The organism is Bradyrhizobium sp. HKCCYLRH3099 (genome assembly GCF_051167855.1).
Taxonomy (GTDB): Bacteria; Pseudomonadota; Alphaproteobacteria; order Rhizobiales; family Xanthobacteraceae; genus Bradyrhizobium.
In genome coordinates, this window is sequence record NZ_JBNPTW010000006.1 from 107,490 (window position 1) to 132,832 (window position 25,343).

Consider the following 25,343-nt stretch of genomic DNA (forward strand, 5'->3'; position numbering starts at 1 on the left):
TCAGGCCTGATAGGCCAGGCGTCGGCCGAAGCGGCGCACCGCCTCGTTGAACGCCTCGCGCTTCTGCCAGATGCGCTGCCGCCAGGCGGGGCCGGCGGGCGGGCGGCGATAGAACGCGCACAGCGCACCGTCGAGAAAATCCTCGGCGGTGATCACCGGCTCCGCCGGTGGGTGCTCGCCGGGCAGCAGCGTGCTGCGATAGCATTCGCCGGCGAGAACGCGCATCTGCCGGTACTTCTCGCGCGCGCTCGCTGCCGGTTCGGCGGCAGCAGCCCGTAGCCGTCGTGCCGCCGCCTTGCAGGCATCCGCGCGGCGCGGGTCCAGCGTGCCGGCGACGATGTTCTGGATGTGGCAATCGCGGTGCACGCTGCCGATCAGAGCGACTGCGTCGGGATCAGTCACGCCGCCGAAGCGGAAGCTCACCGACATCGCGGCATCGACATAGCCGACATGATGCCACCAGAACGCCGGCATCAGGATCGTCTGTCCCGTCTCGACCACGATTTCGACGCCGCCGGCATAGGCGATCAGCGCCGCGCGCTCGGCATCGTTCATCGCGTTCACCGCGACGGTCGAGAAGATGTCGATGGGAAACAGCTTGAAGCCGGACTCCGGGGGAAACAGCACGATGCGCTTGCGGCCGAACACCTGGTGCAGCAGGACGTCACGGCCGTCCCAGTCGGTGTGGAGATCCGACGCATTGCCGGCATTCGCGACGAACATCAGGGAATGCGCCTCGCTCGCACCGCGCTGCGCCAGCGGATTGCCGTAGCCGCCATGCACTTTCTCGATGCCGACCGCGCTGAGATCACAGCTCTCCAGGATTCGTTGCGGCGTCGGCTGCTCGCTGGTGAGCGCGCGCGTCATGGGCTCGCGCGCGATCAGGTCGAGATAGTCGCGCAGCAGGCCAGGCTTCTTGTTGATGGCGATCGGCGCGCTGCTGCCCTGCACGAAGTTGCGGATGTTGGACAGGTGGGCATCGATGTAGTTGACGCCGATCATGACCTGAAGATCGCCCAGGGCGTCGCGCACCTTCTGCGCATCGGTCAGCTCGCCGAGCAGACGTCCCTTGAACAGCCCGTTGATGACCGCCGGCTGGCGGCGCGCCAGCAGCTCGTCGCGGCGCGCCGGGAGATCCGCGGCATCATAGGTGGCGATGACCGGCTGGTCGGGGTGAGGTGATGTCATTGCAGTCGCTCCAATTCCTGACGCAGCAGCCGCTCGGCCTCTTCCTCGGAGAGGTCGTCGATCTCGGTCGTGCTGACGGTCTGAGTGATGCCACTGGCGGGCGGCGTAGCGGGATCAGCAAACAGGCCGGTGAGATGATCGAGCAGGGCCTCGATGGTCGGGTAGTCGAACAAAAGGGTCGCGTGCAGCTGATGGCCCAGCCGCTCGCCGAGATCTTCGCGTAGTTCGAGCGCCGCCAATGAATCCAGGCCGAGATCGAACAATCGCGTCCTCGGCGTGATCGTGTCGACGTCGGCAAGACCGAGAACCTGTCCGAGCAGCTCGCGCAGGTGGCGTTCGATCGCAGCACGGCTCCGATCGGTTGGCGGCGCGGCTGCAGCCGTCGCCGCGGCCGGATATGGTGTCCTGGCAGGCGCTCTGATGGAGACGGGCGTGGTCTCGCCGGTCAGCATGCGGCGGCTCGCGGTGCGGAAGACGAAGCCGTTTGCGACGAGGACCGGAGCCTGGCCGACCGTCAGTTGCACGCTGGCCGCCGGAGAGTTTCCCGTCGCGGTCGTGCCGTCGTCGCGCCATGCGGTGCACGACAATTGTCCTTCGATGGGCTGCGCCCAGAGCCGAAGCTGATCGATGCGGAAGGGCAGATGAGCCAGGTCGGCGTCGCGCCGGTCCCAGAACCGGCTGAGCAGCTGGAACGCGCTGTCGAGCAGCCCGGGGTGAATAGCGGCATCGGCAACATCGACCAGGGGAGCCGGACGCCGAAGCTCGGCGGTCAGCTCGCGACCATCGCAGCGGATCGCATCGGCCCATTGAAACGACCGCCCGAGATCGAAGCCCTGCGCGATGAGATCGTCATAGAACTCGCTTCCATCGAGCGCCTCGGCGTTCAATGCCGAGCGGCCATGCTCGACCGGAAGGCTTGCGGCAGCGGCATGCTGCTCGGCGCGGCCGGTGACATGGGTCGTCCAGCCATCATCATCGAACGGATCGGCTTCGGCGCGGCGGCTCATCAGGCGGATGCGGTGCATGCCGGGACCGGCAGGTGTCAGCACAAGCTGCATGACGATGCCCTGCGGTGGCAGATGCGCCGCCTGAACCAGCGTCACGTCGCGCAGCGTCAGAGGACCGGTAGCGGAGAGCGTTCGCAAGGCGGTGAAGATCATCGCGAGATGCCAGGCGGCGGGGACGATGACCTCGCCGAACACGCGGTGCTCGATCAGAAACGGATCGCGCCCGGCGATCTCGGTTTCGAACCGCAGCTCGCCCTGCGCCTGCGGCAACGCGAGCCTGCGGCCGATCACGTGACTGCGGCTTGGTGCCGGCGCTGCCGCTTCGGCGGATGACGGCAGGCGGATCGGGCGGCGGTTGAACGGCGTGGTGGGCAGCCGCACGCGTGGTGCCGCGGGTTGGCTGGCGGCGAGATCAGTCGGCAATCCATCGACGGTGAGCGCGGCCAGCGCGTGGCGCATCTGCCTGGTATCGGCGATCCCCGGCGCCACGCTCGGCAGCCACAGAATGTCAGCATCGGGCAGGGTCTGACGTCCCAGTCCGATCAGGACCGGTTGCGGGCCGATCTCGATGACGGCGGTGACGTCGCGCTCAGTGAGCTGCCGGATGCTCTCCTCGAAGCGCACCTGCTCGCGCGTATGCCGGCACCAGCGATCGGGATCGGGGACCTCGTCGCCACTGACGACACCGCCGGTGAGATTGCCGATCAGCTCGATGCTCGGCGGCGCGAAGCGGACCTCCGATACGGCGTCTCGAAGCGCGGGCAGGATCGGCTCCATCGCCCGGGAATGGAAGGCGTGGGAGACGTCGAGACGCTGTGCGGCGATGCCATCGCGTCCGCAGCGCGCGACGACATCGTCGATCGCCCGTGATGGCCCCGCGATGGTGACGCTGCGCGGCGCGTTCGTCGCGGTGATCTCGACCTCGCCGCCATAGCGTTGCACGAGCGGCGCGATCCGCGCCGCATCCGCCCGCACCGCCGCCATCGCGCCGCCCTCGGGCAGCGACTGCATCAGCGCTGCGCGACGGCAGACCAGCCGCAGCCCGTCATCGGGGCTGAAGGCGCCGGCGACACAGGCGGCGGTGTATTCGCCGAGGCTGTGGCCGAGCACGATGTCCGGCACCACGCCCCAGGCGCGCCATTGCTCGGCCAAGGCAAGGCCGAAGGCGAACAGCGCCGGCTGCGCCCAGCCGGTGCGGCGGAGCTGTGTAGGATCGATGTCGCCGAGCAGAAGATCGCGCAGCGGCACGTCGAACTCGCGCGTAGCTACCGCGATCGAGCGTTCGATGCTGTCGCGGAACACCGGCTCAGAGCCGTGCAGCGCGCGCGCCATCGCCGGACGCTGCGCGCCCTGGCCGGTGAAGAGGAAGGCCACGGCGCCATCGCGCCGGCGTGTCGACTCTCCCTGCAGCACCGCTGGATGCGTGGCGCCGGACGCGATCGCCGCAAGCGCAGCGCGTGCCTCGTCGCCTCGATCCGCGATGACGGCCAGGCGGTGCCGCAGCGGCGTCCTTTGCCGAAGCGCGCTCGAACAGATCGCGGCAAACTCGGTGTCGCTGGCGTGCTGCAGCTGCTCGCGCATCGCGTGGGCGAGTGCCGTCAGGGCGTGCGGGCTCTGCGCCGACATTAGCAGCGTGGACGGATGCGCCAACGACCCGTTGTCGGCCGGCGGCTTGCGATCGGCGCGCTCGACGATCACATGCGCATTGGTGCCGCTCATGCCGAACGAGCTGATGCCGGCGAAGCGCAGCTCCTGCTGCGGATGATCGAGACGCGACGGCAGCGTGAACGGCAGCGCACCCCAGGGAATATCGGGGTTTGGCGTGCCGACGCCCGGCTGCGGCGGCACCTGTTGATGGTCCAGGATCAGCAGCGTCTTCAGCACGCCGGCCAGTCCGGCCGCGGCTTCGAGATGGCCGATGCTGCTCTTGACCGATCCAAGCGGGAGCTTGGAGATGCGTTGCTGAGTGTCGAAGACGGCGGCCAGCGACTCCAGCTCGATCGGATCGCCGAGCCGCGTGCCGGTGCCGTGGGCTTCGACATAGCCGACCGCCTCGGGCGGGACGTCGGCCGCGGCGAGCGCGTCGCGAATGACCTGTTCCTGCGCGATCGCATTGGGCACGGTGAGGCCGCTCGCCGGTCCGTCGTGATTGACGGCCGTGCCGCGCACCAGCCCGAGCACGTCATCGTCGCCCGCATCCTCCAGCCGGCGCAGGACCAGCACGACGCAGCCTTCGCCGCGGCCGAAGCCGTCGGCATCGGCTGAAAACACCTTGCTGCGTCCGTCCGGCGCGAGCACGCCGGTGCGCGACAGGAACAACGTGACCTGCGGCGTGAGGTGCAGATGCACGCCGGCGACCAGCGCGAGGTCGCATTCGCGGTTCTCCAGGCTTTGGCAGGCGAGATGCAGCGCCACCAGCGACGAGGAGCAGGCGGTGTCGAGCGACAGGCTCGGTCCGTTCAGTCCGAGCTCGTGTGAGAGCCGTCCCGACGCGAAGCAGAGCAGGGCGCCCGTGCCGGAATAGGGACCGATGCGCGTAGGGTCTGCGCCATACAGTTCGCGCGGCGCGTATTGCGGCTGGCCGATGCCGACGAACACGCCGGTGCGGCTGCCGCGCAGCGAGCCGACGGGAACACCGGCATTCTCGACGGCCTCCCACGCGACCTCCAGCAGCAGGCGTTGCTGCGGATCGAGCGACGCGGCCTCCCGCGGGTTGATGTTGAAGAACTCCGGATCGAAGCCGTCGACATCGTCGAGAAAGGCGCCGCGCCGGACATAGGTGCGGCCAGCCGCGCGGCGGTCAGTGTCGAAGAGGGCTTCATTGTCCCAGCGGCCCGGAGGCAACTCGCCGATCGCATCGCGGCCGGTGCTGAGCAGGTCCCAATAGGCATCGATATCGGCGATGCCGCCCGGCAGGCGGCAGCCGGCGCCGATGATGGCGATGGGCGCGCGTCGTCTCGTCATGCGCGCGCCCCGGTGCGTCCTGACGGCTGTTCGAACAGCGCGGCGTCGAGGAAGGTCGCGAGCTGTTCGACCGAGCCGTGCCTGAACAAGGTGGTCTGCTCGATGCGATGTCCGAGCGACGCACGGATGCGGTTGCGCAGGTCGAGCGTGGCGAGCGAGTCCATGCCGAGGGCGAAGAAGCCGCGGGTGCGGTCGATGTCGGCAGCGCCGGCAAAGCCGAGCACGGCGGCGACCAGGCTGGCGAGATGATCAGCCAGCGCCGCGCGACGGCGGCGGGCCGGCAGGCGCGCAAGCTCGCTGCGCAACTGATTGTCCGTTGCAGGCTCCGAGCGGACCACGCGCAGCGGCACAGCTCCAGCGGCTGTCGTTGCCTTTGGCGCGACGAGCGCATCGATCAGGGCCGGCGGAGTGCTGGCGCAGGCCCGGGTGAACTGCGTCCAGTCGGCGTCCAGCACGGCGGCTTGAGGAAGGTCCGTTCGGATGAGCTGACCGAGCACAGCGAGACAAGCCTCGGCCGGCATCTCGCGCAGGCCTTGTCGGATCCATTCCCGCTGTGTCGCCCGCTCGCCGGCGCCCACCATGCCGGCGCCGGACCAAGGGCCCCAATTGATGCTGAGTGCCGGCAGTCCCGCCGCCCGCCTGACATGCGCGAGTGCATCCAGCCCGGCATTGGCGGCGACATAGCCTGCGAGACCCGGTGCGCCGAACAGTCCGAAGGCCGACGAGAACAGCACGAAATGATCGAGCGGCAGATGGCCGGTGGCCTCGTGCAGATGCCAGGCCCCGTCGAGCTTGGCCGCTAGCACGTCTTTGATGCGATCCCAGCTCTGCGTCTCGATTACGCCGTCATCATGGCTTCCGGCGGTGTGGAAGACACCGCCGAGCGGCGGCATCACGCCGCGGCATCCATCGAGCAGCGCGGCGACGTCGCTGCGCTGGCCGAGATCCGTCGAGCGCAGCATCACCGTGACGTTTCGCCCGCGCAGCTCATCGGCAAGGGCGCGTGCCGCGGTCTCGGCCGAGCGGCTCGCGATGACGACATGGGTGGCGCCGTGGGCGGCGAGCCAGCGCGCCAACGCGGCGCCGAGTGCGCCGCCGCCCGCGATGAGCTGGGTCTTGCCGGCGAGCTGGTGCGGCCGCGTCGCTGTCGCCGGCTGAAACAGCCGCAGCCGCGGCACGCGGGCGGAGCCGTCGCGCCAGGCCATGCGCCATTCGGCTGAGGCGCTGTCGGAGAGATCGGCGATCAGCCAGTCGGCGAAGGCGGCATCGCGCAGGGCTGACGTGTCGATATCGATCAGTCGGGCGCCGAGCCAGGTCTGCTCGCGGCCGAGCACCAAGGGAAGTCCCTGCAGCGCGGCGATCGCCGCGTCGGTCGGCTCATCCGCGAGCGTCGCCATCGCGCCGCGGCTGAGTGCGAACAGCCGCCTGGGCGGATGTGCGAGCTGCGTCAGTTGCTGTAACGAGGCGAGCACGCGCGGCGCCAAAGTTGCCAGTCTCTCTGTCGGCGCCGTGCTCGCATCGGATGACGTGGACAACGCACGCAAATCGACCACCGCGTCGATGCCTTCATCGAGCTGGCTGATCCCGTCGGCATCATCGGCAACGATATGGCTGACAATGCCGCGGCTGCCGAGCAGCGCGGCGAGCGATTGCGCCTGTTCGCCCTGGTCAGCGAGTAGCAGCCAAGGACGTGCGGTCGAAGCAGCCGCGCGGAGCGGGAGCTTGCGGTGCGGCGCGTCGATCCAGTCGATCACGTGGATGGTTCGCGCCTCTGGCCGAGGCGCGGCCGCGGCGCGGACGAAGGTCATGCCGCTGATGCGGGCAATGGTTGCGCCGTCGGCGGCGTAACACATCAGATCCAACACCGCGGCACGTCCGCCTGGTGCGACGTTGCGCAGCTTCGCGTGCGACCACGCGAGCCCCGCGATGTCGCCGAGCAGATCGATGCGTTCGCAGCCGGCCGGGATCCCGCAAGGGATGGTCTCGGGCAGCGCGGCTTGTGCCACCAGCAGCGCCCCGTCCAGCCGGATGGCGTTCGCAAGCGCTGACGGAACGTCGCCCGAACCGATGTGTCCGATGGCTTCACCGGGGCCGCCGCGGAGGGACGTGAGACACGTCATCCCGACACCAGGTTCGCAGCCCTCGGCCCGCAAGCGTGCGATGAGTTGATCGATGGTCATGCCTGCCGTCAGCGCATGCTGAAGCGCGTTTGGCTCGGTGATCGCGGCGTCATCTCTCTCAGCTACGAGATCACTCAGTTCGGCTTCGGCATGAACCGTCCAACTCGCGTCGGCGCCGCGGCTCGCGATCCGCGCACGGCGCGTTCCCGGCTCGTGCGGCAGCAGCAGCGTCTGCACGTCGACGGCATGATCAGGGAGCGGCAGCGGCTGGCGGAATGCGATCGACGACAGTCGCAGCGGCGCGAGGCTGATCGGGCAGGTCCCGCCGGGACCGCTGCCATGCGCCTCGATCATCATCGCCAGCATCGCCGCCGCTGATAACGTCGGTGTCTCGCCGAGACGATGCGTCTCCAGCGCCGGCCACCGGCCGCCGCCGAGCGTGGTGGCGTGCACCGTTCCGTCCAGCGCCAGCGGGATCATCGGCCCGATCAGGCTCGACGGCGCGGCCGCTGGTGCGTCGAGCCGCAAGGCGGGCTGCGAGTCCGCGGCCGGAGCCGCGTCGATCCAGTAGCGCTTGCGTTCGAACGGCGTGGTCGGCAGTGCGATGCGTCGCGACGGACGACATTCGAGCGTGCGCCAATTGATGCCGGCACCGCGCACGAACAAGTCGCCGGCTGCGCGCGACAAGGTCTGCCATGCGGGCTCCGTCGGCACCAGGCTCGGCAACAGCGCGACGGTGCTATCGGTCAGGCAGTCGCGAGCGACGCCGGTGAGCACCGGGCGTGGTCCGATCTCGAGGAAGACATTGGCGCCGAGCGCGGCGGCCGTCGCGATGCCCTGACGGAAGCGGACGGGCTGGCGCACATGGCGCACCCAATAGAAGGGGTCGGTCAGTTCGTCGTCGATCAGTTCTCCGGTGACGTTGGAGACGACGCGGATGCGGGGCGGCCGCGGATGGAGCTTGCGGCAGGTCTCGCCGAACGGCGCCAGCATGCTCTCCATCAGCGGCGAATGACCCGCGCGCGAGACATGCAGCCGGTGAACCTCGATGCCCTCGCGCGCGAAATCGGCGAGCGCGGCATCGACCGCATCGGGAGCGCCCGAGATGACGCAGTTCTGCGGGCTGTTATAGGCGGCGATCACGATGGTTCGCCCGGCGATGCGGCGCTCGACGAAGGCGGCGTCGGCGAACACGACGCCCATGGCGCCATCCGGCGTCGCCTGCATCAGCCGGCCGCGCATCGCGACGAGCTCTGCGGCCTCGCGGAGATCGAGCACGCCGGCGATGCAGGCAGCGGTGACCTCGCCGAGGCTGTGACCCATCACCACCGACGGCGTGATGCCGGCATCGATCCACAGCCGCGCCAGCGCGTATTGAAACGAAAACAGCGCCGGTTGGGCATAGCTCATCTGCTCGATGACGACCGGCTGGCCAGCCGCCGGGTTCATGATCTCCAGCAGCGGCCTGTCGAGGAATGGCGCGAACAGCTCGGCGCATTCGTTCAAGGCGGCTGCGAAGCCGGGGTGGCTGCGGGCGAGCTCCTCGGCCATGCCCGGATATTGCGAGCCTTGGCCCGTGAACAGGAAGGCGACGACAGGCGGCGTGGTGGCGGTGCCGCTGATCACGTCCGCGTAGGGCTCGCCGGCGAGATGACTGCTCAGCTCGCGCCGCCAGGCGGCAGGCCCCGCGCCGACGATGGCAAGGCGATGCGGTTGCGCGCTGCGGCCCGTCGCGGCTGTGGCCGCGATGTCGTCGGGAGCCTGCGTGTCGCCGCTCGTTGCGAAGTAATCGAGATAGCGCTGCCCGAGCGCCCGAAGCGCCGCAGGCGAGCGCGCCGAGAGCACGAGCAGATGCTGCTGCCGCGGATCGTCGGGGCGCTCGTCCAGGTCCGGCGCTTCCGCGAGCACGACGTGCGCATTGGTGCCGGAGAAGCCGAACGAGCTGATGCCGGCGCGGCGGCGCTGTCCGTCGCGCCGCTCCCAGGGCTGCAACTGCGTCGGAAGCCGCGCCGGGATCGCCGCGAGATCGAGCAGCGGGTTGATGGCGCCGAGATGCAGCTGCGGCGGGATCGCACTGTTGCGGAGCGCGAGCACGGTCTTCATCAGGCCGGCGAGGCCGGCCGCCGCTTCGGTGTGTCCGATATTGCTCTTCACCGAGCCGATCAGCAGCGGCCGCGCGCGGCCGCGATGCACGGCGGCCAGCGCGTTGAACTCGATGGGATCGCCGAGCGGCGTGCCCGTGCCATGCGCCTCGACATAGTCGATATCCTCGGCAGCAACGCCGGCATCATCGAGCGCGCGGCGGATGACGGCCTGTTGCGCCAGCCCGTTCGGCGCGGTGAGGCCGTTGCTCGGACCGTCATTGTTGACCGCGCTGCCTTCGATCACGGCCAGCACTGGATCGCCATCGGCAAGCGCGTCATCCAGCCGCTTGAGTGCGATCACCGCGCAGCCTTCGCTGCGCACGTAGCCATTGGCCTCGGCCGAGAACGGCTTGCAGTGCCCGTCAGGCGCCAGCATGCCGGCTTGCGAGAAGGCGATGCTGAGCTCGGGGCTGAGGATCAGGTTGACGGCGCCGGCCAGGGCCATCCGGCAGTCGCCGGCGCGCAGCGCCTTGGCGGCGAGATGCACGGCGACGAGGCCGGCCGAGCAGGCGGTGTCCACCGAGAGCGCCGCGCCCTGCAGGCCGAGCGTGTACGCGATTCGGCCCGACGCGATCGATCCGGAATTGCCCGTGCCATAATGACCGTCGAGCCGCCCGGCGCCGCCGGCGATCCGCTCATAGTCGTGGCCGAACAGGCCGACGACGACCTGGGTGTCGGAGCCGGCGAGACCGCTCGGATCGATGCCGGCACGCTCGAGCGCCTCCCAGCTGCATTCGAGCAGCAGGCGCTGCTGCGGATCCATCGCCGCCGCCTCGCGTGGCGACAGGCCGAAGAAGCCGGGATCGAACTGGTCGACATCCGCGACGAAGCCGCCGCGCCGCGTCGTGATGCGTCCGGGACCGCCGGCGGGATCGTACAGCGCATCGGTATTCCAGCGCGACGCCGGCACGTCGGTGATCCCGTCGCGTCCTTCACTGAGCAGCGTCCAGAATTCGTCGGGCGTGGTGACGTTGCCGGGAAAGCGGCAGGCCATGCCGATAATGGCAACAGGGGTCGACGTCGTCTGCCCGTGAGGGACGGTTGACGTCGCGGCGGTGCGATGCGGCGCGGCCTTCGGGTTTGGCGATGACGAAGGCGGCGCGATCAAGCCTTCGACGATCTTCTCCGGCGTGGGATGACGGAAGAAGAAGGTGGCGTCGATCGAGGTGCCGAGCGCCCGGTTCAGCCCGGCTCTCAGGCTGTGGAGGTCCAGCGAGTCCAGCCCCATCGCATGCAGCGTGCGTCCTGGCGCAAAGCCCGCGGCGCGAGAGGGTCCCAGCACATCGCGCAGCGTGGCCGCGACGATCTCCGGCACGTCGCGCGCGTTGATATCAAGCTTGACGGCGCCGTCGCCGGTGATCGCATCCAGCCGGCCGGCGTCATATGCGATCAGCACGCCGGCCTCGGCACCTGCCATGTAGCCGGGGAATGCTCCTGGCAGCACATCGAGGATGCGGGCGCCGCGCGCGACATGGAAGCGCAGGATGGCATCGACCGGCAGTCCACTCGCATCGCTGCGGGCGACATAGGCGGCGACGTCGTTCTCGCCCGATGCTGAGAAATCGCGGCAGAGCGTCACGCCGACGATGGTCGTGATGCCGGCGGCGCGGGCCAGCCGCAGCGCCAATTGCACCAGGGCTTCGCCGATGCCCGTCTGGGCGTGGGCAGGATCGACGCAGACGCCGAGCAGTTGCGCCACCATCCCATCCGGCGCGTGCAGCGTTTCGAACTGATGAGCCGGCAGGCCGCGCAGCGCCTGCGCGCCCGTGATGCGCTGTCCGTAGATCGCGCCAATGATCCGCTCCCCGCGTAGCACCACGATCTGATCGTCAGGCGCATTCTGGATGCGGCTCAGCAGCCGCTCGGGCGGGCTGCGCAGCGGCGCGGGCCAACAGACCGAGTCCAGCGCGGCGAGACCTTCCAGATCGGTTGGGAGGGCGGCGCGAACCAGGATTTCGGCCTGATCGTCGCCGGTGTCGATGGCAAACCAGATCGGCACGCCGTCGCTGCTCTGCAATGGTGCCGGAATGCGCTGCTCGGTCACGGCGCGCTGCAGACGCTGGATGAGCGCCGCCTCCAGCGTGACATGCGACGGGGAGGGCGAAAGCTGGGCGGTCATGACTGATCCACGCTTTGCGCGACGCGCGCCGCAAACGGTCCGCGCATCAGCCCGTCATGATCGCATTCGAGTTCGATCAGCTCGAACGCGCCGGCGATCAGTGCACGCCATCCGGGTGGCGCAGCCGGATTGCCGCGCTGACGGGCGTGGAAGAACGTGGCATCGCCGATGTACGGCGCGAGCTGATACCCGGCGAGCAGCCGGCCGCAGCGGACATAGGACTGCACGATCTCCTCGACCTGGGCGGCTGTGATGTCAGGTGGAAACTCGCCGCTGCGGCTCAGCACGTCGGCCGCCTTGGTGTAGTCGAGCGCCGTCCCGTCGCTGTTCTGGCCTGCGAGGTCGGCGATGATCTCGGCCGTGCTCACCTCCCATCCGCCTTCGGGCTCGACCGGCGCGTCGAGCAGCAGAAGCGATGCCACGGTCTCTCCCGCCGCGACGAGCTGGCGGGCGATCTCGAACGCGACCACGCCGCCATAGGACCAGCCGAGCAGATGATACGGGCCGTGCGGCTGAACCCGGCGGATCTCCTGGAGATAGCTGCGGGATTGATCGACCAGGCTCGCCGGTGCAGCGCCGTCTCGCCCTGTGACATCCTGCAGGCCATAGACCGGCCGTGCGATCGACAGGCGCGAGACGATCTCGAGATAGCAGAACACCGTGCCCGTGGCCGGGTGGATGCAGAACAGCGGCGGCGCTTCGCCCGCTGCGCGCAGCGTCACCAGGGCCTTCGCGGGCTGCGCTGGCGCGGTGCTGCGCAGCAGCCGCGCCATGCCCTCGATGGTCGGATCCGCCGCGATGTCCGCGGCGCGAAGCTTGAGGCCGAACTCGCTGCGGCAACGCGCGATCAGTTGAATGAGGATCAGCGAGTCCCCGCCGATCTCGAACAGGCTGGTGGTCACGCCGATCGGCGCCGTGCGCAGCAGCTCCTGCCAGATCGACTGCAGCGTGAATTCGATGGCGTCACGCGGCGCGATGATCCGGGCGTCGGTCTCTGATCCCCCGATGGCAGCCAGCGCCTGCCGGTCGATCTTTCCGGCTGGGTTGAGCGGCAGGCGGTCGAGCCGGATGAACTGGGCCGGCACCATGTAAGCCGGCAGATGTTCGGCGAGGTGGCGGCGCAGTTCGGTCGGCGTTGCGTCGGCGCCGTTCTTCGCCGACCACCAGCACACCAGGCGCTGGTCGCCGCTGGTGTTGTCGAGGCCGATGGCGGCGGCGGCGACCGCCTCGTGCCGGCGCAGAACCTCCTCGATCTCGCCCGGCTCGATGCGGAAGCCGCGCAGCTTGATCTGGGCGTCGGCGCGGCCGAGGAAGTCGAGGTTGCCGTCGGGCAGCCAGCGCACGCGATCTCCGGTGCGATACAGCCTGTCGCCCGGCGCACCCCAGGGATCGGCGATGAAGCGTTCCGCCGTCAGGCCTGGACGGTCGAGATAGCCGCGCGCCAAGCCGCGACCGGCCACATAGAGTTCGCCGGCCACACCGATCGGCACGGGATCGAGCCTGTCATCGAGAACGTGGCAGCGCAGGCCGAGGATGGGACAGCCGATCGGCGGCGGACGGTCGCCACTCAGCGGCGCGCTGATCGAGGCGCACACTGTGGTTTCTGTCGGACCATAGCCGTTGATGAAGGTCCGGCCGGGCGCCCACAGCCGGGCGGTCTCAGCCGGGCAGGCTTCGCCGGCAACGACCAGCACGCGGCAGCCGTCGAGATCGCTTGGAGCCATCACGCTCAGCGCACTGTGCGGCAGCGTGGCGTGGCTGACGGCATGACGCCGGACGAGGCTTGCGAGCGCATCTCCGGGCAGCAGATCCTCGGATGAACCGACAACAAGGGCGGCGCCGCCGCCGAGCGCCATGCAGATCTCCCACACCGAGGCGTCGAAATTCGGCGAGGCGAATTGCAGCACGCGATCGCCCGGTCCAGCGCCGAACACGGCGCGCTGCGCACGAACCAGGTTCGCGGCGCCGCGATGCGTGACCATCACGCCCTTCGGCCGTCCGGTCGAGCCGGACGTGTAGATCACATAAGCGAGGTCGTCGGGCCCGATCGCCGGCCGCGGATGGCGCGGCGCGCCGTCGGTCCCCGCCGCAAGATCGTCCATGCTGATGCGCCGGACGGAGGGCGGCAGCCATGCTGCCGCGCTGTCGGTCAACATCCGCTGCACCTTGCTGTCAGCGACGATGAACGCCAGGCGGTCGCGCGGGTAGGCGGCATCGAGCGGCACATAGGCGAGCCCGGCCTTCAGCGCCGCCAGCGCCGCGATGACGAAGCGGGCGCGGTCGCTGCAGGCGATGCCGACGAACTCGCCGGAGCGCGCCCCGTCATCGTGCATCCGGCCGGCCAGACGGTCGGCCGCCTCGTGCAGCTGCCGATAAGTCACGCGGCCGAAATCGCCGATCAAAGCGGGCGCGTCGGCGTGCTCGCGCGCCGTCTGCTCCAGCAGGTCCGCCAGCGTCTCGTCGGCAACCGCAGTCGGCGCCGCGGTCGCGTTCCAGGCGGCGATCTGCTGCAGGTCCTTCGCGTCGGCGCCAAGCAGGCGCTGCAGCGGCGCGTCGCGGTCGGCTGTCACGAGGCGATCGATGATGTCCACAAGGCCGTCGGCCAGCCGCGCCATATCGTCAGCGGCGAACCGCCCGGCATCGTAGCTGAAGGCGAGTTCGTAGACGTCTCCCGGCATGACCGCCACGGCCAGCGGATAATGCGTATGCTGGTCCACCGGCAGCACATGGATGGAGAGCTCGTCGACCGTCCCGTCGATCGCGGCGGCGGGCAGGTTCTCGAACACCATCAAGGTTTCGAACAGCTCGCGATCCGGCCGTCCGGTCGAGCGGATGATGTCGGCAAGGCCCGCATCCGCATGGCCCATGCGCTCGGCGTGTCCGGCCTGGATCTGCGCCAGCCACTCGGCCGTACGCGCCTCCGTCACCAGTCTGATCCGTGCAGGTACCGTGTTGATCAACAGTCCCGCCATGCGCGCGATGCCCTCGATCTCCGGTGGCCGCAGCGCAATGGTCGTGCCGAACACGACGTCGGCGGATGAGGTCAGGCGCGAGAGCATGACGGCCCAGGCGGCCTGCAGCAGCGTGTTGGCGCTGATCCGGTCCTGACGCGCCGCGCGTCGCAGCGCCGCCGTCCGGTCCCGGTCAATCGTTCGCTTCAGCGTGCGCTGGCCACGGCCCTGCGGCGGCGTCGGCAGCGACAGGCGCGCCATCGGCGCTGTGTCCGCCAGATGCTGGTGCCAGAACCGCGCGCTCTGCTCACGGTCCTGTCGCGCGAGCCAACGAACGAAGTCGCTGAACGGCGCGCGGGACGGCAGGATGTCGGTGCGGCCCGCCGCGAGCGCCGCGCGCGCGGCGAACAGATCCTCCAAGACGAGCGACAGCGACCAGCCGTCGAGCAGCACGTGATGATTGCTCAGCACCAAAGCGTGACGGTCCGGCGCCAGCCGGAGCAGCATCACGCGCAGCAGATTGCCGCCATCGAAGCGGAACGGCGTCTGCAGATCATCGGCGAGCACATGACGCAGCGCCTGCTCGGGCTCGTCATGTGCGCTGAGATCACGCGTCTCCCAGGGAGCATCGACCTGATTCCGGATCAGCATCACGTAACGGCCGTGACGCTCGCTGATAACAGTGCGCAAAACCTCGTGTCGGGCGACGACGGATGTCCAGGCGTCGTGCAGGACCGCTGCATCGAGGTGGCCCTCGATGATCAGCACGGTTTGCATCCGATAGGCATCGGGCGCGTCGTCATCGAGGCTGTGACGCAGCAGGCCGAGTTGCAGCGGCGTGAGCTCGACCTCGTCCTCTGCGGACTGCTGGGGTGAAGCGCCCGCCGAGGCGGTCGCCGCGGGCGCAGGTTGCTGCTGCAAGAAGGCGGCGAGGCGCGCGACCGTCGGCAGCCGGAAGATGTCGCGAGCGCTGAACACGAGGCCGGCCTGGCGTGCGCGCATGACCACCTGGATCGCCAGGATGGAATCGCCGCCCAGCGCGAAGAAGTCGTCGTCGATCCCGAGCGGGTCCTGATCGAGGACCGACGCCCAGATGTCCGCCAGTAGCCGTTCGACGACCGTACCCGGCGCCCGCCGCGCGACGTCGGTCACGTCGGCGTCGGTCCAAGGCAGGGCCGCGCGATCGATCTTGCCGCTGCGGCTGCGCGGCAGCGCGGGGAGATCGATGATGCGTGAGGGCACCATGTAGTCCGGCAGGAGCTTGATGAGATGACTGCGCATCTCATCCAGCGTCGCAAGACGATCTTTTTGTCGCGGCACCACATACGCAACGAGCTGGGCGTGGCCGCGCGTCTCACGCACCATGACGCAGGCATCGGCGATGTCCGGATGGCGCTGCAGCGCGTGCTCGATCTCGCCGGGCTCGATGCGCAGGCCGCGGAGCTTGATCTGGTGGTCGACACGGCCGAAGCATTCGAGCACGCCGTCCTCGCGCCAGCGGCCGCGGTCGCCGGTGCGGTACAGCCGCGCACCTGGCGCGCCCAGGGGATCGGCGATGAAGCGTTCGGCCGTCAGGCCGGCGCGGTTGCAATAGCCGCGCGCCAGCCCGACGCCGCCGATATAGATCTCGCCTTCGACGCCGACCGGCACCTCGGCGAGCCAGTCGTCGAGCACGCGGATGACGGTGTTGGCGATCGGCCTGCCGATCGGCGGGCGTCCGCTGTCCGCGCCCGAGAACCGCATCATGGTCGAATAGATCGTTGTCTCGGTCGGGCCGTAGTAGTTGTGGACGCTGGCGACGCCGCAGGCGGTCAGACGCTGCAAGGTCGGCTCGGTCAGGGCTTCGCCCGCACTGAGGACCTTGAGGCCGGCGAAGGCGCTGGGCACCGACGCCGTCAGCAGGTTCAGGACGGTCGGCGTCGCCTGCAGGGCCGTGACGCCAGCCGCGCCGATGAGCGCCGCAAGACGGTCCGGCGCCGTCGCCTCATCCTCGGCGGCCAGCACGACGCAGCCACCGGTGACGAGCGGCAGCAGCAGCTCGACGATCGAGATGTCGAAAGACGCCGTCGTGGTGGCGGCGAAACGATCGCTGGGCTGCAGCTGCAGTTCGGATTGAACGGCTGCGAGCAGATTTTGCAGGCCGCGACAGGTGACGGTGACGCCCTTCGGCCGCCCTGTGGTGCCGGAGGTGTACAGCAGATACGCCGCCTGCAGCGGATGCGGCTGCCGCAAGGACGGCGCCGCATCCATCGTGCCGGGATCGATCGCGAGGACCGGCACGGGCGTGGGCAGAGCCACGGACGTGTCAGCAACGATCGCAAGCGCGGGACAGGCATCGTCCAGCATGTAGCTCACGCGCTCGCGCGGCAAGGACGGATCGATCGGCAGATAGGCCGCCCCGATCCGCAGCACGCCGAGGATCGCGACCAGCAGCTCGGGCGAGCGCGGCAGATGGAGTGCGACGAGATCGTCGGCGCCGATGCCGCGCGCTACCAGTTGCGCGGCGAGCGCGCCGGACATCGCCTCCAGCCTGGCGTAATCGATCGTTTCGCCGCGCCAGATCAGCGCGGGTGCCGTCGGCGCCGCCTGAGCGTGGCGCACGAAGCTCGCGAGCAGATGGCCGGTCGGCTCGGGCGTCGCCGTGGCGTTCCACGCGGTCAGGCGCGGATCGGGGCGCAGATGCGCCGTCACAACGCGGCCGAGCCGTGCATCGCCGTCGTCGGCCATGGCGTTGAGCAGGCCGCGCAGCTCCGCGATCAACGCAGCCGCCGGCGTGCCGCCGAACAGATCGGGTCGGGCGTGCAGCCGCAGCGTCAGACGAGCGCCGGGCAGCACGGCCAGGCTGAGCGGATAATGGTTGGCGTCGCGGCCCTGCACCCGCGTGACGCGCAGCGCGCCGCTGTCACCGATGGCCGCGGCCGAGACCGGATAGTTCTCGAAGGCGAGCAGCGTGTCGAACAGCGTATCGGTGCCGAGCTGCTGCTGGATCTCGCCGAGGCTGAGATGCTGGTGGGCGAGCAGTGAGGCCTGACGGTTCTGCAGATCGGCGAGGAACGTCCTGATCGTTATCGCCGGCGAGAGTTTCACCCGCAGCGGCAGCGTGTTGGCCAAGAGGCCGACGATCTGGTCGGAGCCGTCGAGCGCGGCGTCGCGGCCGGCCACGGTGATGCCGAACACGACATCGTCGCGGCGCGTGCGCGCCCCGAGCCAGAGCGCCCAGGCGCCCTGGACGAGGGTTGCGAGCGTGACCCCGAGCGCGCGCGCCGTGGCCACCAGGCGCCGCGTTTCGTTATCCCCGAGCGTGACGTCGGTCTGCGTTGCGTCCGCATGGCCGGTGAGCTGCGGCGCGACCAGCAACGGCCCGCTCCAATCCTCGAACGCATCGCGCCAGGCGGTGAGCGCCGCGCCGCGGTCCTGCCGGTCGAGCCAATCGAGATAGCGGCTGAACGGCACCGCCGCCGGCTGCGCGGTGTTGCCGTGATAGAGCTGCATCAGATCGCGCAGCACGATCGGCATCGACCAGCCGTCGATGAGGATGTGATGCAACGTCAGGATCAGCACATGGTTCGTTACGGCGCTGATCAGGCTGCCGCGCAGCAGCGGCGGCGCCGCGAGATCGAACCGCTGGGCCAGATCGTCCTGGCGAACCCGGTCGACGACGGCGGCGACATCCTCACCCGCATCGACCATCCGCTCACGCCAGGGCAGCTCGACGGAAGGCGCGATGCGTTGCACGAAGCCGTGCGAGCCATCGGCATGGAAGGCCGCGCGCAGATTGTCATGCCGGGCCAGCAGCGCGGCGACGGCGCCGCGCAGCCGATCACGATCAAGCTCGCCTTCGAACGCGACCTCGAGCTGGACGACATAGACATCCGTCCGGCCGGGATCAGCGAGGTGCTCATACAGAAGCCCGCGCTGCAGCGGCGCTAGCCGGACCTGCCGGATCGGCACAGTCCTTGCCGCATCGCTGCGCGGCAGCGGTGTCGCCAGCGTGAGCTCGGCGAAGCGTTCGAGCAGGGCGAACCAGCGCGTCGCGAGACGGCGGGCGAAACCATCGTCGACCACGCTTCGGTCGCTCGACCAGGTGGCGCTGAGCCGCGCGTCGGCGCCCTGGCCGATCGCGACCGTATTCAGCTCGACCGCGTGCGCGGGACGCAGATCCGACTGTTCGACGAGATCCGCGGGCAGGGCGGTCGGAATGATGCTCCAATCCGCGACATGGTCGGTCGCGAAACGCCCGAGATAGTTGAAGCCGACCTTCGGCGCGGGCAGGCGGGCGAGAGTTTGCGCGCTGTCCTCGTTCAAATAGCGCAGCAGGCCGAAGCCGAGCCCGTCATCGGGCACATCGGCGAGGCCCGCCTGCACCGCGCGCAGTGCGCCGAGCAGACCTTCGCCGTCGGCGTCAGCCGCGGGGAGATCGAAGCGGACGGGATAGAGGCTCGTGAACCAGCCGACGGTGCGCGACAGATCGATCGCCGGGTCGAACTCGTTGCGGCCGTGCCCTTCGAGGTCGATCACGACGGTCTGCGGTCTCATCGCATCGTGGTCGGACAACGCCAGCACGAAGGCTGCGAGCAGGATATCCAGCACGCGCGCGCCAAGCCGGCGCGGTGCGTCGCTCATGATGCGTGCGGTCACCGATGCCGGCAAGGTCAGCGTCAGATGCTGCATGCCGCCGGGGAGCGGCTGTGCCGGCGGCGTCAACTGCGGCGGAGCTGCGCTGGCGGCCAGCGTCCGCTGCCAGTGCGGCAGTTCGGCCAGCACCGAGGGATGCTGTGATCGCGCGTGAAGCCGCCGCGACCATTGTCCGAAACTGGTCCCAAGGGCGGGCAGCTGAGCCGGCTGACCGGCGGCCGCTGCCTTCCATGACGCAGCGAGTTCCTCGATCAGGATGCGCCAGGACACGCCATCGACCGCGAGGTGATGCAATACGAGCAATAGCGCATCATGGTCGGTTCCGGCCGCCGTGAAATGCACCGCCTGCAGCATTACGCCTGCGGTCGGCTCGAGGCGCGCCTCGGCCGCGCCGATCTCCTGGCTGATGCGCTGTGCGCGCTGCTCCGCGGTCAGCGTGCTGATATCGATCTGGCGCAGGCAGCGGCGCGTCAGCGCCGGGTCGACCGGCGCGATCTGCAGCGACGCCGCGCCGTCGATCGGGTCGAAGGCGAGTCTGGAGCGGAGCATGGCATGACGCGCGATCGCGGCGTCGATCAGTCCGATCAGTTGCGGCAAGGTGAGGCCGCGCGGCAGCCGCACCGTCATGCTCTGGCTGAAGCGGGCGAGATCGGTGCCGCGGTCGAGCAGCCAGCGCATGATTGGCGTCAGCGGAACGGTGCCGCCATCCGCGTCATCATCAGTGTCGGCCTGCTTCGGGGCGGTGATGGTCGCGAGCTTCGCGATCGTGCCCTGCTGGAACACGTCGCGCGGTGTGAGCACGAGGCCGGCTCGCCGTGCGCGCGTCACCATCTGGATGCTGGTGATGCTGTCGCCGCCGAGCTCGAAGAAGTTGTCGTCGATCCCGATCTTGTCCGTGCCGAGCAGCTCGGCCCAGATCGTGGCGAGCGCCTGCTCGGTCGCCGAGCGCGGCGCGCGATAGCTCGCCTCCGCGGCGGCGGCGAGATCGGGCTCGGGCAGGGCCTTGCGGTCGAGCTTGCCGTTCGGCGTGAGCGGCAGCGCGTCCAGCGCGACGAACAGCGCCGGCACCATGTAGTCCGGCAGCAGCGCTGCGAGATGACTGCGCAGCTCGGCCGTCGCCGGCGCAACTCCGTCGCGGCCCACGACGTAAGCGACCAGACGCTGTCCTTGCCCATGCTCCTGCGCAACGACCGCGACGGCAGACACACCGTCATGACGGCGCAGCGCGCTCTCGATCTCGCCAGGCTCGATGCGGAAGCCGCGAATCTTGACCTGGTGGTCGGCGCGACCGAGGAATTCGAGCGTGCCGTCGGCGTGCCGCCGCGCGCGATCGCCGGTGCGATAGAGCCGCGTGCCCGGCGATCCGAACGGATCGGCGATGAAGCGCTCCGCCGTCAGGCCGGGCCGGTTGAGATAGCCGCGCGCAACGCCTGCGCCCGCGACATACACCTCGCCCTCCACGCCGATCGCGACTTCGTTGAGCTGTGGATCGAGCAGATGGATGCGTGCATTGTCGATCGGTGCGCCCATCGGCGGCGGTGCGTCGCCCGATAGGGGGGCGCTGATCGTGGCGCAGACCGAGACCTCGGTCGGGCCGTAGGCGTTGAGCATGCGTCGGCCGGGTGACCACAGCGCGACGAGTTCGCCAGGACAGGCTTCGCCGGCGACGACGAGCACGCGGCATCCGGCAACATCGGCCGGCTCCATCACGCGCAGTGCGGTCGGCGGCAGCGTCGCATGGGTGACGCCGCATGATCTCACGAGCGCTGAGAGCGACGCGCCCGGCCGCAAAGTGTCGGCATCGCCGGTGACTATCGCCGCGCCCTTGGCGAGCGCCGTCGCGATCTCCGATACCGATGCGTCGAAGCTCGGCGAGGCAAATTGCAGCACACGGTCGCCGGCCTTGATGTCGAACGCGGCGGTCTGCGCGTGGACGAGATTGACGAGCCCGCGCTGCGGGATGGCGACGCCCTTGGGGCGGCCGGTCGAGCCCGAGGTGAAGATGACGTAGGCGAGATCGTCGGGCCGTGGACGCTGCTGCGGCAATTCGTGTGGCTGTTGCAGCAGCGCGGGATCGTCGATCCTGAGCTGCGTGAGATCGCCGGGCAATGCGGCGGTGCTGCCGTCGGTCAGCACCAGTTGCAGCCTCGCATCCTCCGCCATCACACGCAGCCGCTCGGCCGGATAGGCCGGATCGAGCGGCACATAGGCGTGGCCGGCCTTGAGCACGGCGAGGATCGCCACGATCAGCTCGGGCCCGCGGCCGAGCGCGATGCCGATCAGCGCGTTGGCTGACGTGATGCGCGCGGCGAGATGTCCGGCAAGGTGATCGGCGCGGCGATGCAGCTCGGTGTAGGAGATCTCGCCGCCGGCGTGGACGATCGCCGGCCGATGCGCATGGTCGCGCGCGGCCGCATCGAGCAGATCGAGAATGGTCTCGTCCGGCGCGCGCTGCGCCGACGTCGCATTCCAGGCCTGGAGCTGGCGTTGCTCCGCGGCGCCGAGCATCGAGAGGCTGCTGAGCCTTGCGGTGCCTTCGGCCTTTGCCATCGCGCCGAGCAAGGCGGCGACATGACCGGCCAGCCGCTGCATGCTCGCGTGGGCGAACATCTCGGCGTCGTATTCCAAAATGCCCTCGAGCCCGCCATCGCCGGTCGGCTGTAGCGACAGGGTCAGAGCGAACTTGGCGACACCCGGCTCCGGCGGATGCATCCGCGTGGTGAGGCCGGCGATCTCCGGCGCGCGGAACGCGGCGGCGTTCTGCAGGGCGAGCATCGCCTGGAACAGCGGGCTGACACCGAGCTGGCGGGCCGGCTGCAGCTCCTCGACCAGCTGCTCGAACGGCAGGGTCTGATGCGCGAAGGCGGCGAGATCGGTCTCGCGCACACGGGCTAGCAACTCGGCGAGCGTGGGATCGTCTGACAACCGCAGCCGCAGCACCAGCGTGTTGACGAAGAAGCCGATCAGCCCCTCGAACTCGCGGCGGGTGCGGTTGGCGATCGGCGTGCCGATGCTGATGTCGTCGCTGCCGCTCCAGCGGGCCAGCACAGTGACAAAGGCGGCATGCAGCACCATGAACAGGGTGGCGCCGTGGCGGCGGGCCAGCGCCTCCCAGGCTGCGACCTCGCTGGCGTCATGGCGCAGATGCACGAAGCCGGCGGGATGGCGTGGCGTGCTCGGGCGCGGCAGGTCGAGCGGCAGCTCCAGCCGCGCCGGTGCATCGGCGAGCGCCGTGCGCCAAAAAGCGAGCTCGCGCGGGATCGGTCCATTGGGATCGGCCAAAAGCTGCCGGTGCCACAGCGCGTAGTCGGCGTATTGCACCGACAGCTCCGGCAGCTGCGCAACCGCGCCGTTGCGCGCGGCCTCATAGAGCCGCGCCAGCTCGCCGAAGAACACGCCGGACGACCAGCCGTCGAAGGCGATGTGATGGATGACGACCGCGAGCACATGACGCTCGGCGGCCAGCCGGACCAGCACGGCATGCAGCGGCAGGTCGCGCGACAGGTCGAAGCGGTGCTGCACGAGGCCATCGAGCCGGGCAGCCAGCGCGGCGTCGCGATCGGCGGGGGCGAGATCGGAGAGATCATCGTGCAGCAGGCGGAAGGCGCTCGCCGGCCGGATGATCTGGATCGGCGCATCGGCCTTGAGCTCGACGGTGCTGCGCAGGCTCTCGTGACGGGCCACCAGCGCGGTCAGCGCGCGATCGAGCGCCTGGGCGTCGAGTGCGCCGTCGAGGTCGAGCGCGAAGGGAATGAGGTAGGCGGCCGAGCCGCCTTCGAGCTGATCGAGGAACCAGAGCCGGGTCTGCGCCGCCGACAGCGGCAGATCGGCCAGGCGCGGCAGCGCGACGAAGGCGGTGGCTTGATCATCGGTCTTGTCGTCGAGCGAGGCTGCGAGCCGGGCGATGGTCGGCTGCTCGAACAGCCGGCGCAGCGGCAGCTCGCGGCCGAACTGGGTGCGCAGGCGGGAGACGAGCCGGGTGGCGAGCAGCGAGTGGCCGCCGAGCTCGAAGAAGTTGTCGTCGATGCCGATCCGGGCATGGCCCAGCAGCTCAGCCCAGATCGCAGCCAGTGCCTGCTCGGTCGCCGAGCGCGGCGCGCGATAGCCGGCCTCCGAGGCGGCGGCGAGATCGGGCTCGGGCAGGGCGTTGCGGTCGAGCTTGCCATTGGGCGTGACCGGCAGCGCGTCCAGCGCGACGAACAGCGCCGGCACCATGTAGTCCGGCAGCAGGCTGCCGAGATGACCGCGCAGCTCGGCTGCCGATGGCGCCACGCCGTCGCGCCCGACCACATAGGCGACGAGACGGCGCCCTTGCGCATGCTCCTGCGGCACCACGGCCGCTGCGGCTATGGCCTCATGGCGGCGCAGCGCGCTCTCGATCTCGCCGGGCTCGATGCGGAAGCCGCGGATCTTCACCTGGTGGTCGGCGCGGCCGAGAAACTCGAGCGTGCCGTCGGCGCGCCAGCGCGCGCGGTCGCCGGTGCGGTAGAGCCGCGTTCCCGGCGGCCCGAACGGATCGGCGATGAAGCGCTCCGCCGTCAGTCCGGGACGGTTGATGTAGCCGCGCGCGAGGCCCGCGCCCGCCACATACACTTCGCCGACGACGCCGATGGGTACCAGCGCCAGCCGCTCGTCGAGCAGGTGCACTTGCATGTTGTGCACGGGGCGGCCGATGGTCGGCGGTGCGTCGTCGGGACCGTCTGAGAACCAGGCGGTGGAGTAGACGCTCGCTTCCGTCGGCCCGTACAGATTCCAGATCCGGCAGTCCGGCAGCACCTGGCGTGTCCGGTGCACCAGCTCCTCGGGCAGCGCCTCGCCGGCGAGGATCAGCGCGCGCGCATCGGTCGGCAGCGCCGTGGTGTCGAGCAGCGTGCGCAGCACCGACGGCACGCCGCTCAACAGCCGCATGCCCGAGCGGCCGCGATGAGCGATGGCGAGCAGGTCGGGCGCGACCTCGATGCAGCCGCCGCAGCTCAGCGGCGAGAACATCTCCAGCACCGACATGTCGAAATTGATCGAGGACGAGGCGAAGGTCGAAGCCAGCACATCGGTGCCGACAGCGGCAAAGCTCCAGCGCACGAGATTGACGAGCCCGCGCTGCGGGATGGCGACGCCCTTGGGGCGGCCGGTCGAGCCGGAGGTGAAGATGACGTAGGCGAGATCGTCGGGCCGCGGACGCCGCCGTGACACGGCGGGCGGCGGCTGCAGCAGCGCGGGATCGTCGAGCCGGAGCTGCGTGAGATCGGCGGGCAATGCGGCGGTGCTGCCGTCGGTCAGCACCAGTTGCAGCCTCGCATCCTCGGCCATGACGCGCAGCCGCTCGGCCGGGTAGGCCGGATCGAGCGGCACATAGGCGTGGCCGGCCTTGAGCACGGCCAGGATCGCCACGATCAGCTCCGGCCCGCGGCCGAGCGCGATGCCGATCAGCGCGTTGGCTGACGTGATGCGCGCGGCGAGATGTCCGGCGAGGTGATCGGCGCGGCGATGCAGCTCGGTGTAGGAGATCTTGCCGCCGGCGTGGACGATCGCCGGCCGATGCGCATGGTCGCGCGCGGCCGCATCGAGCAGATCGAGAATGGTCTCGTCCGGCGCGCGCTGCGCCGACGTCGCATTCCAGGCCTGGAGCTGTCGCCGCTCGGCGGCGCCGAGCATCGAGAGGCTGCTGAGCCTTGCGGTGCCTTCGGCCTTTGCCATCGCGCCAAGTAGGGTCGCGACATGCCCGGCCAGCCGCTCCATACTGGCTGGCGCGAACATCTCGGCGTCGTATTCCAAAATGCCCTCGAGCCCGCCGTCGCCGGTCGGCTGCAGCGACAGGGTCAGCGCGAATTTTGCGACACCCGGCTCCGGCGGGTGCATCCGCGTGGTGAGGCCGGCGATCTCCGGCGCGCGGAAGGCGGCGGCGTTCTGCAGGGCGAGCATCGCCTGGAACAGCGGGCTGACGCCGAGCTGGCGAGCCGGCTGCAGCTCCTCGACCAGCTGCTCGAACGGCAGGGTCTGATGCGCGAAGGCGGCGAGATCAGTCTCGCGCACACGGGCGAGCAACTCGGCGAGCGTGGGATCGTCCGCGAGTCGCAGCCGCAGCACCAGGGTGTTGACAAAGAAGCCGATCAGACCTTCGAATTCGCGGCGGGTGCGGTTGGCGATCGGCGTGCCGATGCTGATGTCGTCGCTGCCGCTCCAGCGGGCCAAGACGGTGGCGAAGGCCGCATGCAGCA

General features: G+C 69.7%; 4 protein-coding genes (1 of these 4 only partly in view). All 4 read right to left on the bottom strand.

The genetic code is table 11. The annotated features are described in order from the left end of the window. Tightly spaced (each overlapping or abutting the next), the 4 genes in view from ACQR1Y_RS14795 to ACQR1Y_RS14810 form a layout consistent with a single transcriptional unit that may run on beyond the window. A complete protein-coding gene (locus ACQR1Y_RS14795) occupies positions 1-1,188 on the bottom strand; it encodes a cupin-like domain-containing protein (RefSeq protein ID WP_434875707.1) in 1,188 nt (395 codons plus the stop codon). Beyond that, complete coding sequence (locus ACQR1Y_RS14800) at positions 1,185-5,159, bottom strand: type I polyketide synthase (RefSeq protein ID WP_434875708.1); 3,975 nt, start codon at positions 5,157-5,159, stop codon at positions 1,185-1,187. The genes ACQR1Y_RS14795 and ACQR1Y_RS14800 overlap by 4 nt, the downstream gene beginning before the upstream one ends. Further along, entirely contained in the window at positions 5,156-11,542 is a 6,387-nt protein-coding gene (locus ACQR1Y_RS14805) for an SDR family NAD(P)-dependent oxidoreductase (protein ID WP_434875709.1), read from the bottom strand. The genes ACQR1Y_RS14800 and ACQR1Y_RS14805 overlap by 4 nt, the downstream gene beginning before the upstream one ends. After that, positions 11,539-25,343 carry the 3' portion of a non-ribosomal peptide synthase/polyketide synthase gene (locus ACQR1Y_RS14810; protein WP_434875710.1) on the bottom strand. 4,081 nt of this gene lie beyond the right edge of the window, so the window shows 13,805 of its 17,886 coding nt (coding positions 4,082-17,886); its start codon lies beyond the right edge, outside the window; its stop codon occupies positions 11,539-11,541. The genes ACQR1Y_RS14805 and ACQR1Y_RS14810 overlap by 4 nt, the downstream gene beginning before the upstream one ends.

What these genes read in the sequence shown, in the direction of transcription:
- ACQR1Y_RS14795 (WP_434875707.1), bottom strand. Translation starts at nt 1,188, where the DNA reads ATGACATCACCTCACCCCGACCAGCCGGTCATCGCCACCTATGATGCC.
- ACQR1Y_RS14800 (WP_434875708.1), bottom strand. Translation starts at nt 5,159, where the DNA reads ATGACGAGACGACGCGCGCCCATCGCCATCATCGGCGCCGGCTGCCGC.
- ACQR1Y_RS14805 (WP_434875709.1), bottom strand. Translation starts at nt 11,542, where the DNA reads ATGACCGCCCAGCTTTCGCCCTCCCCGTCGCATGTCACGCTGGAGGCG.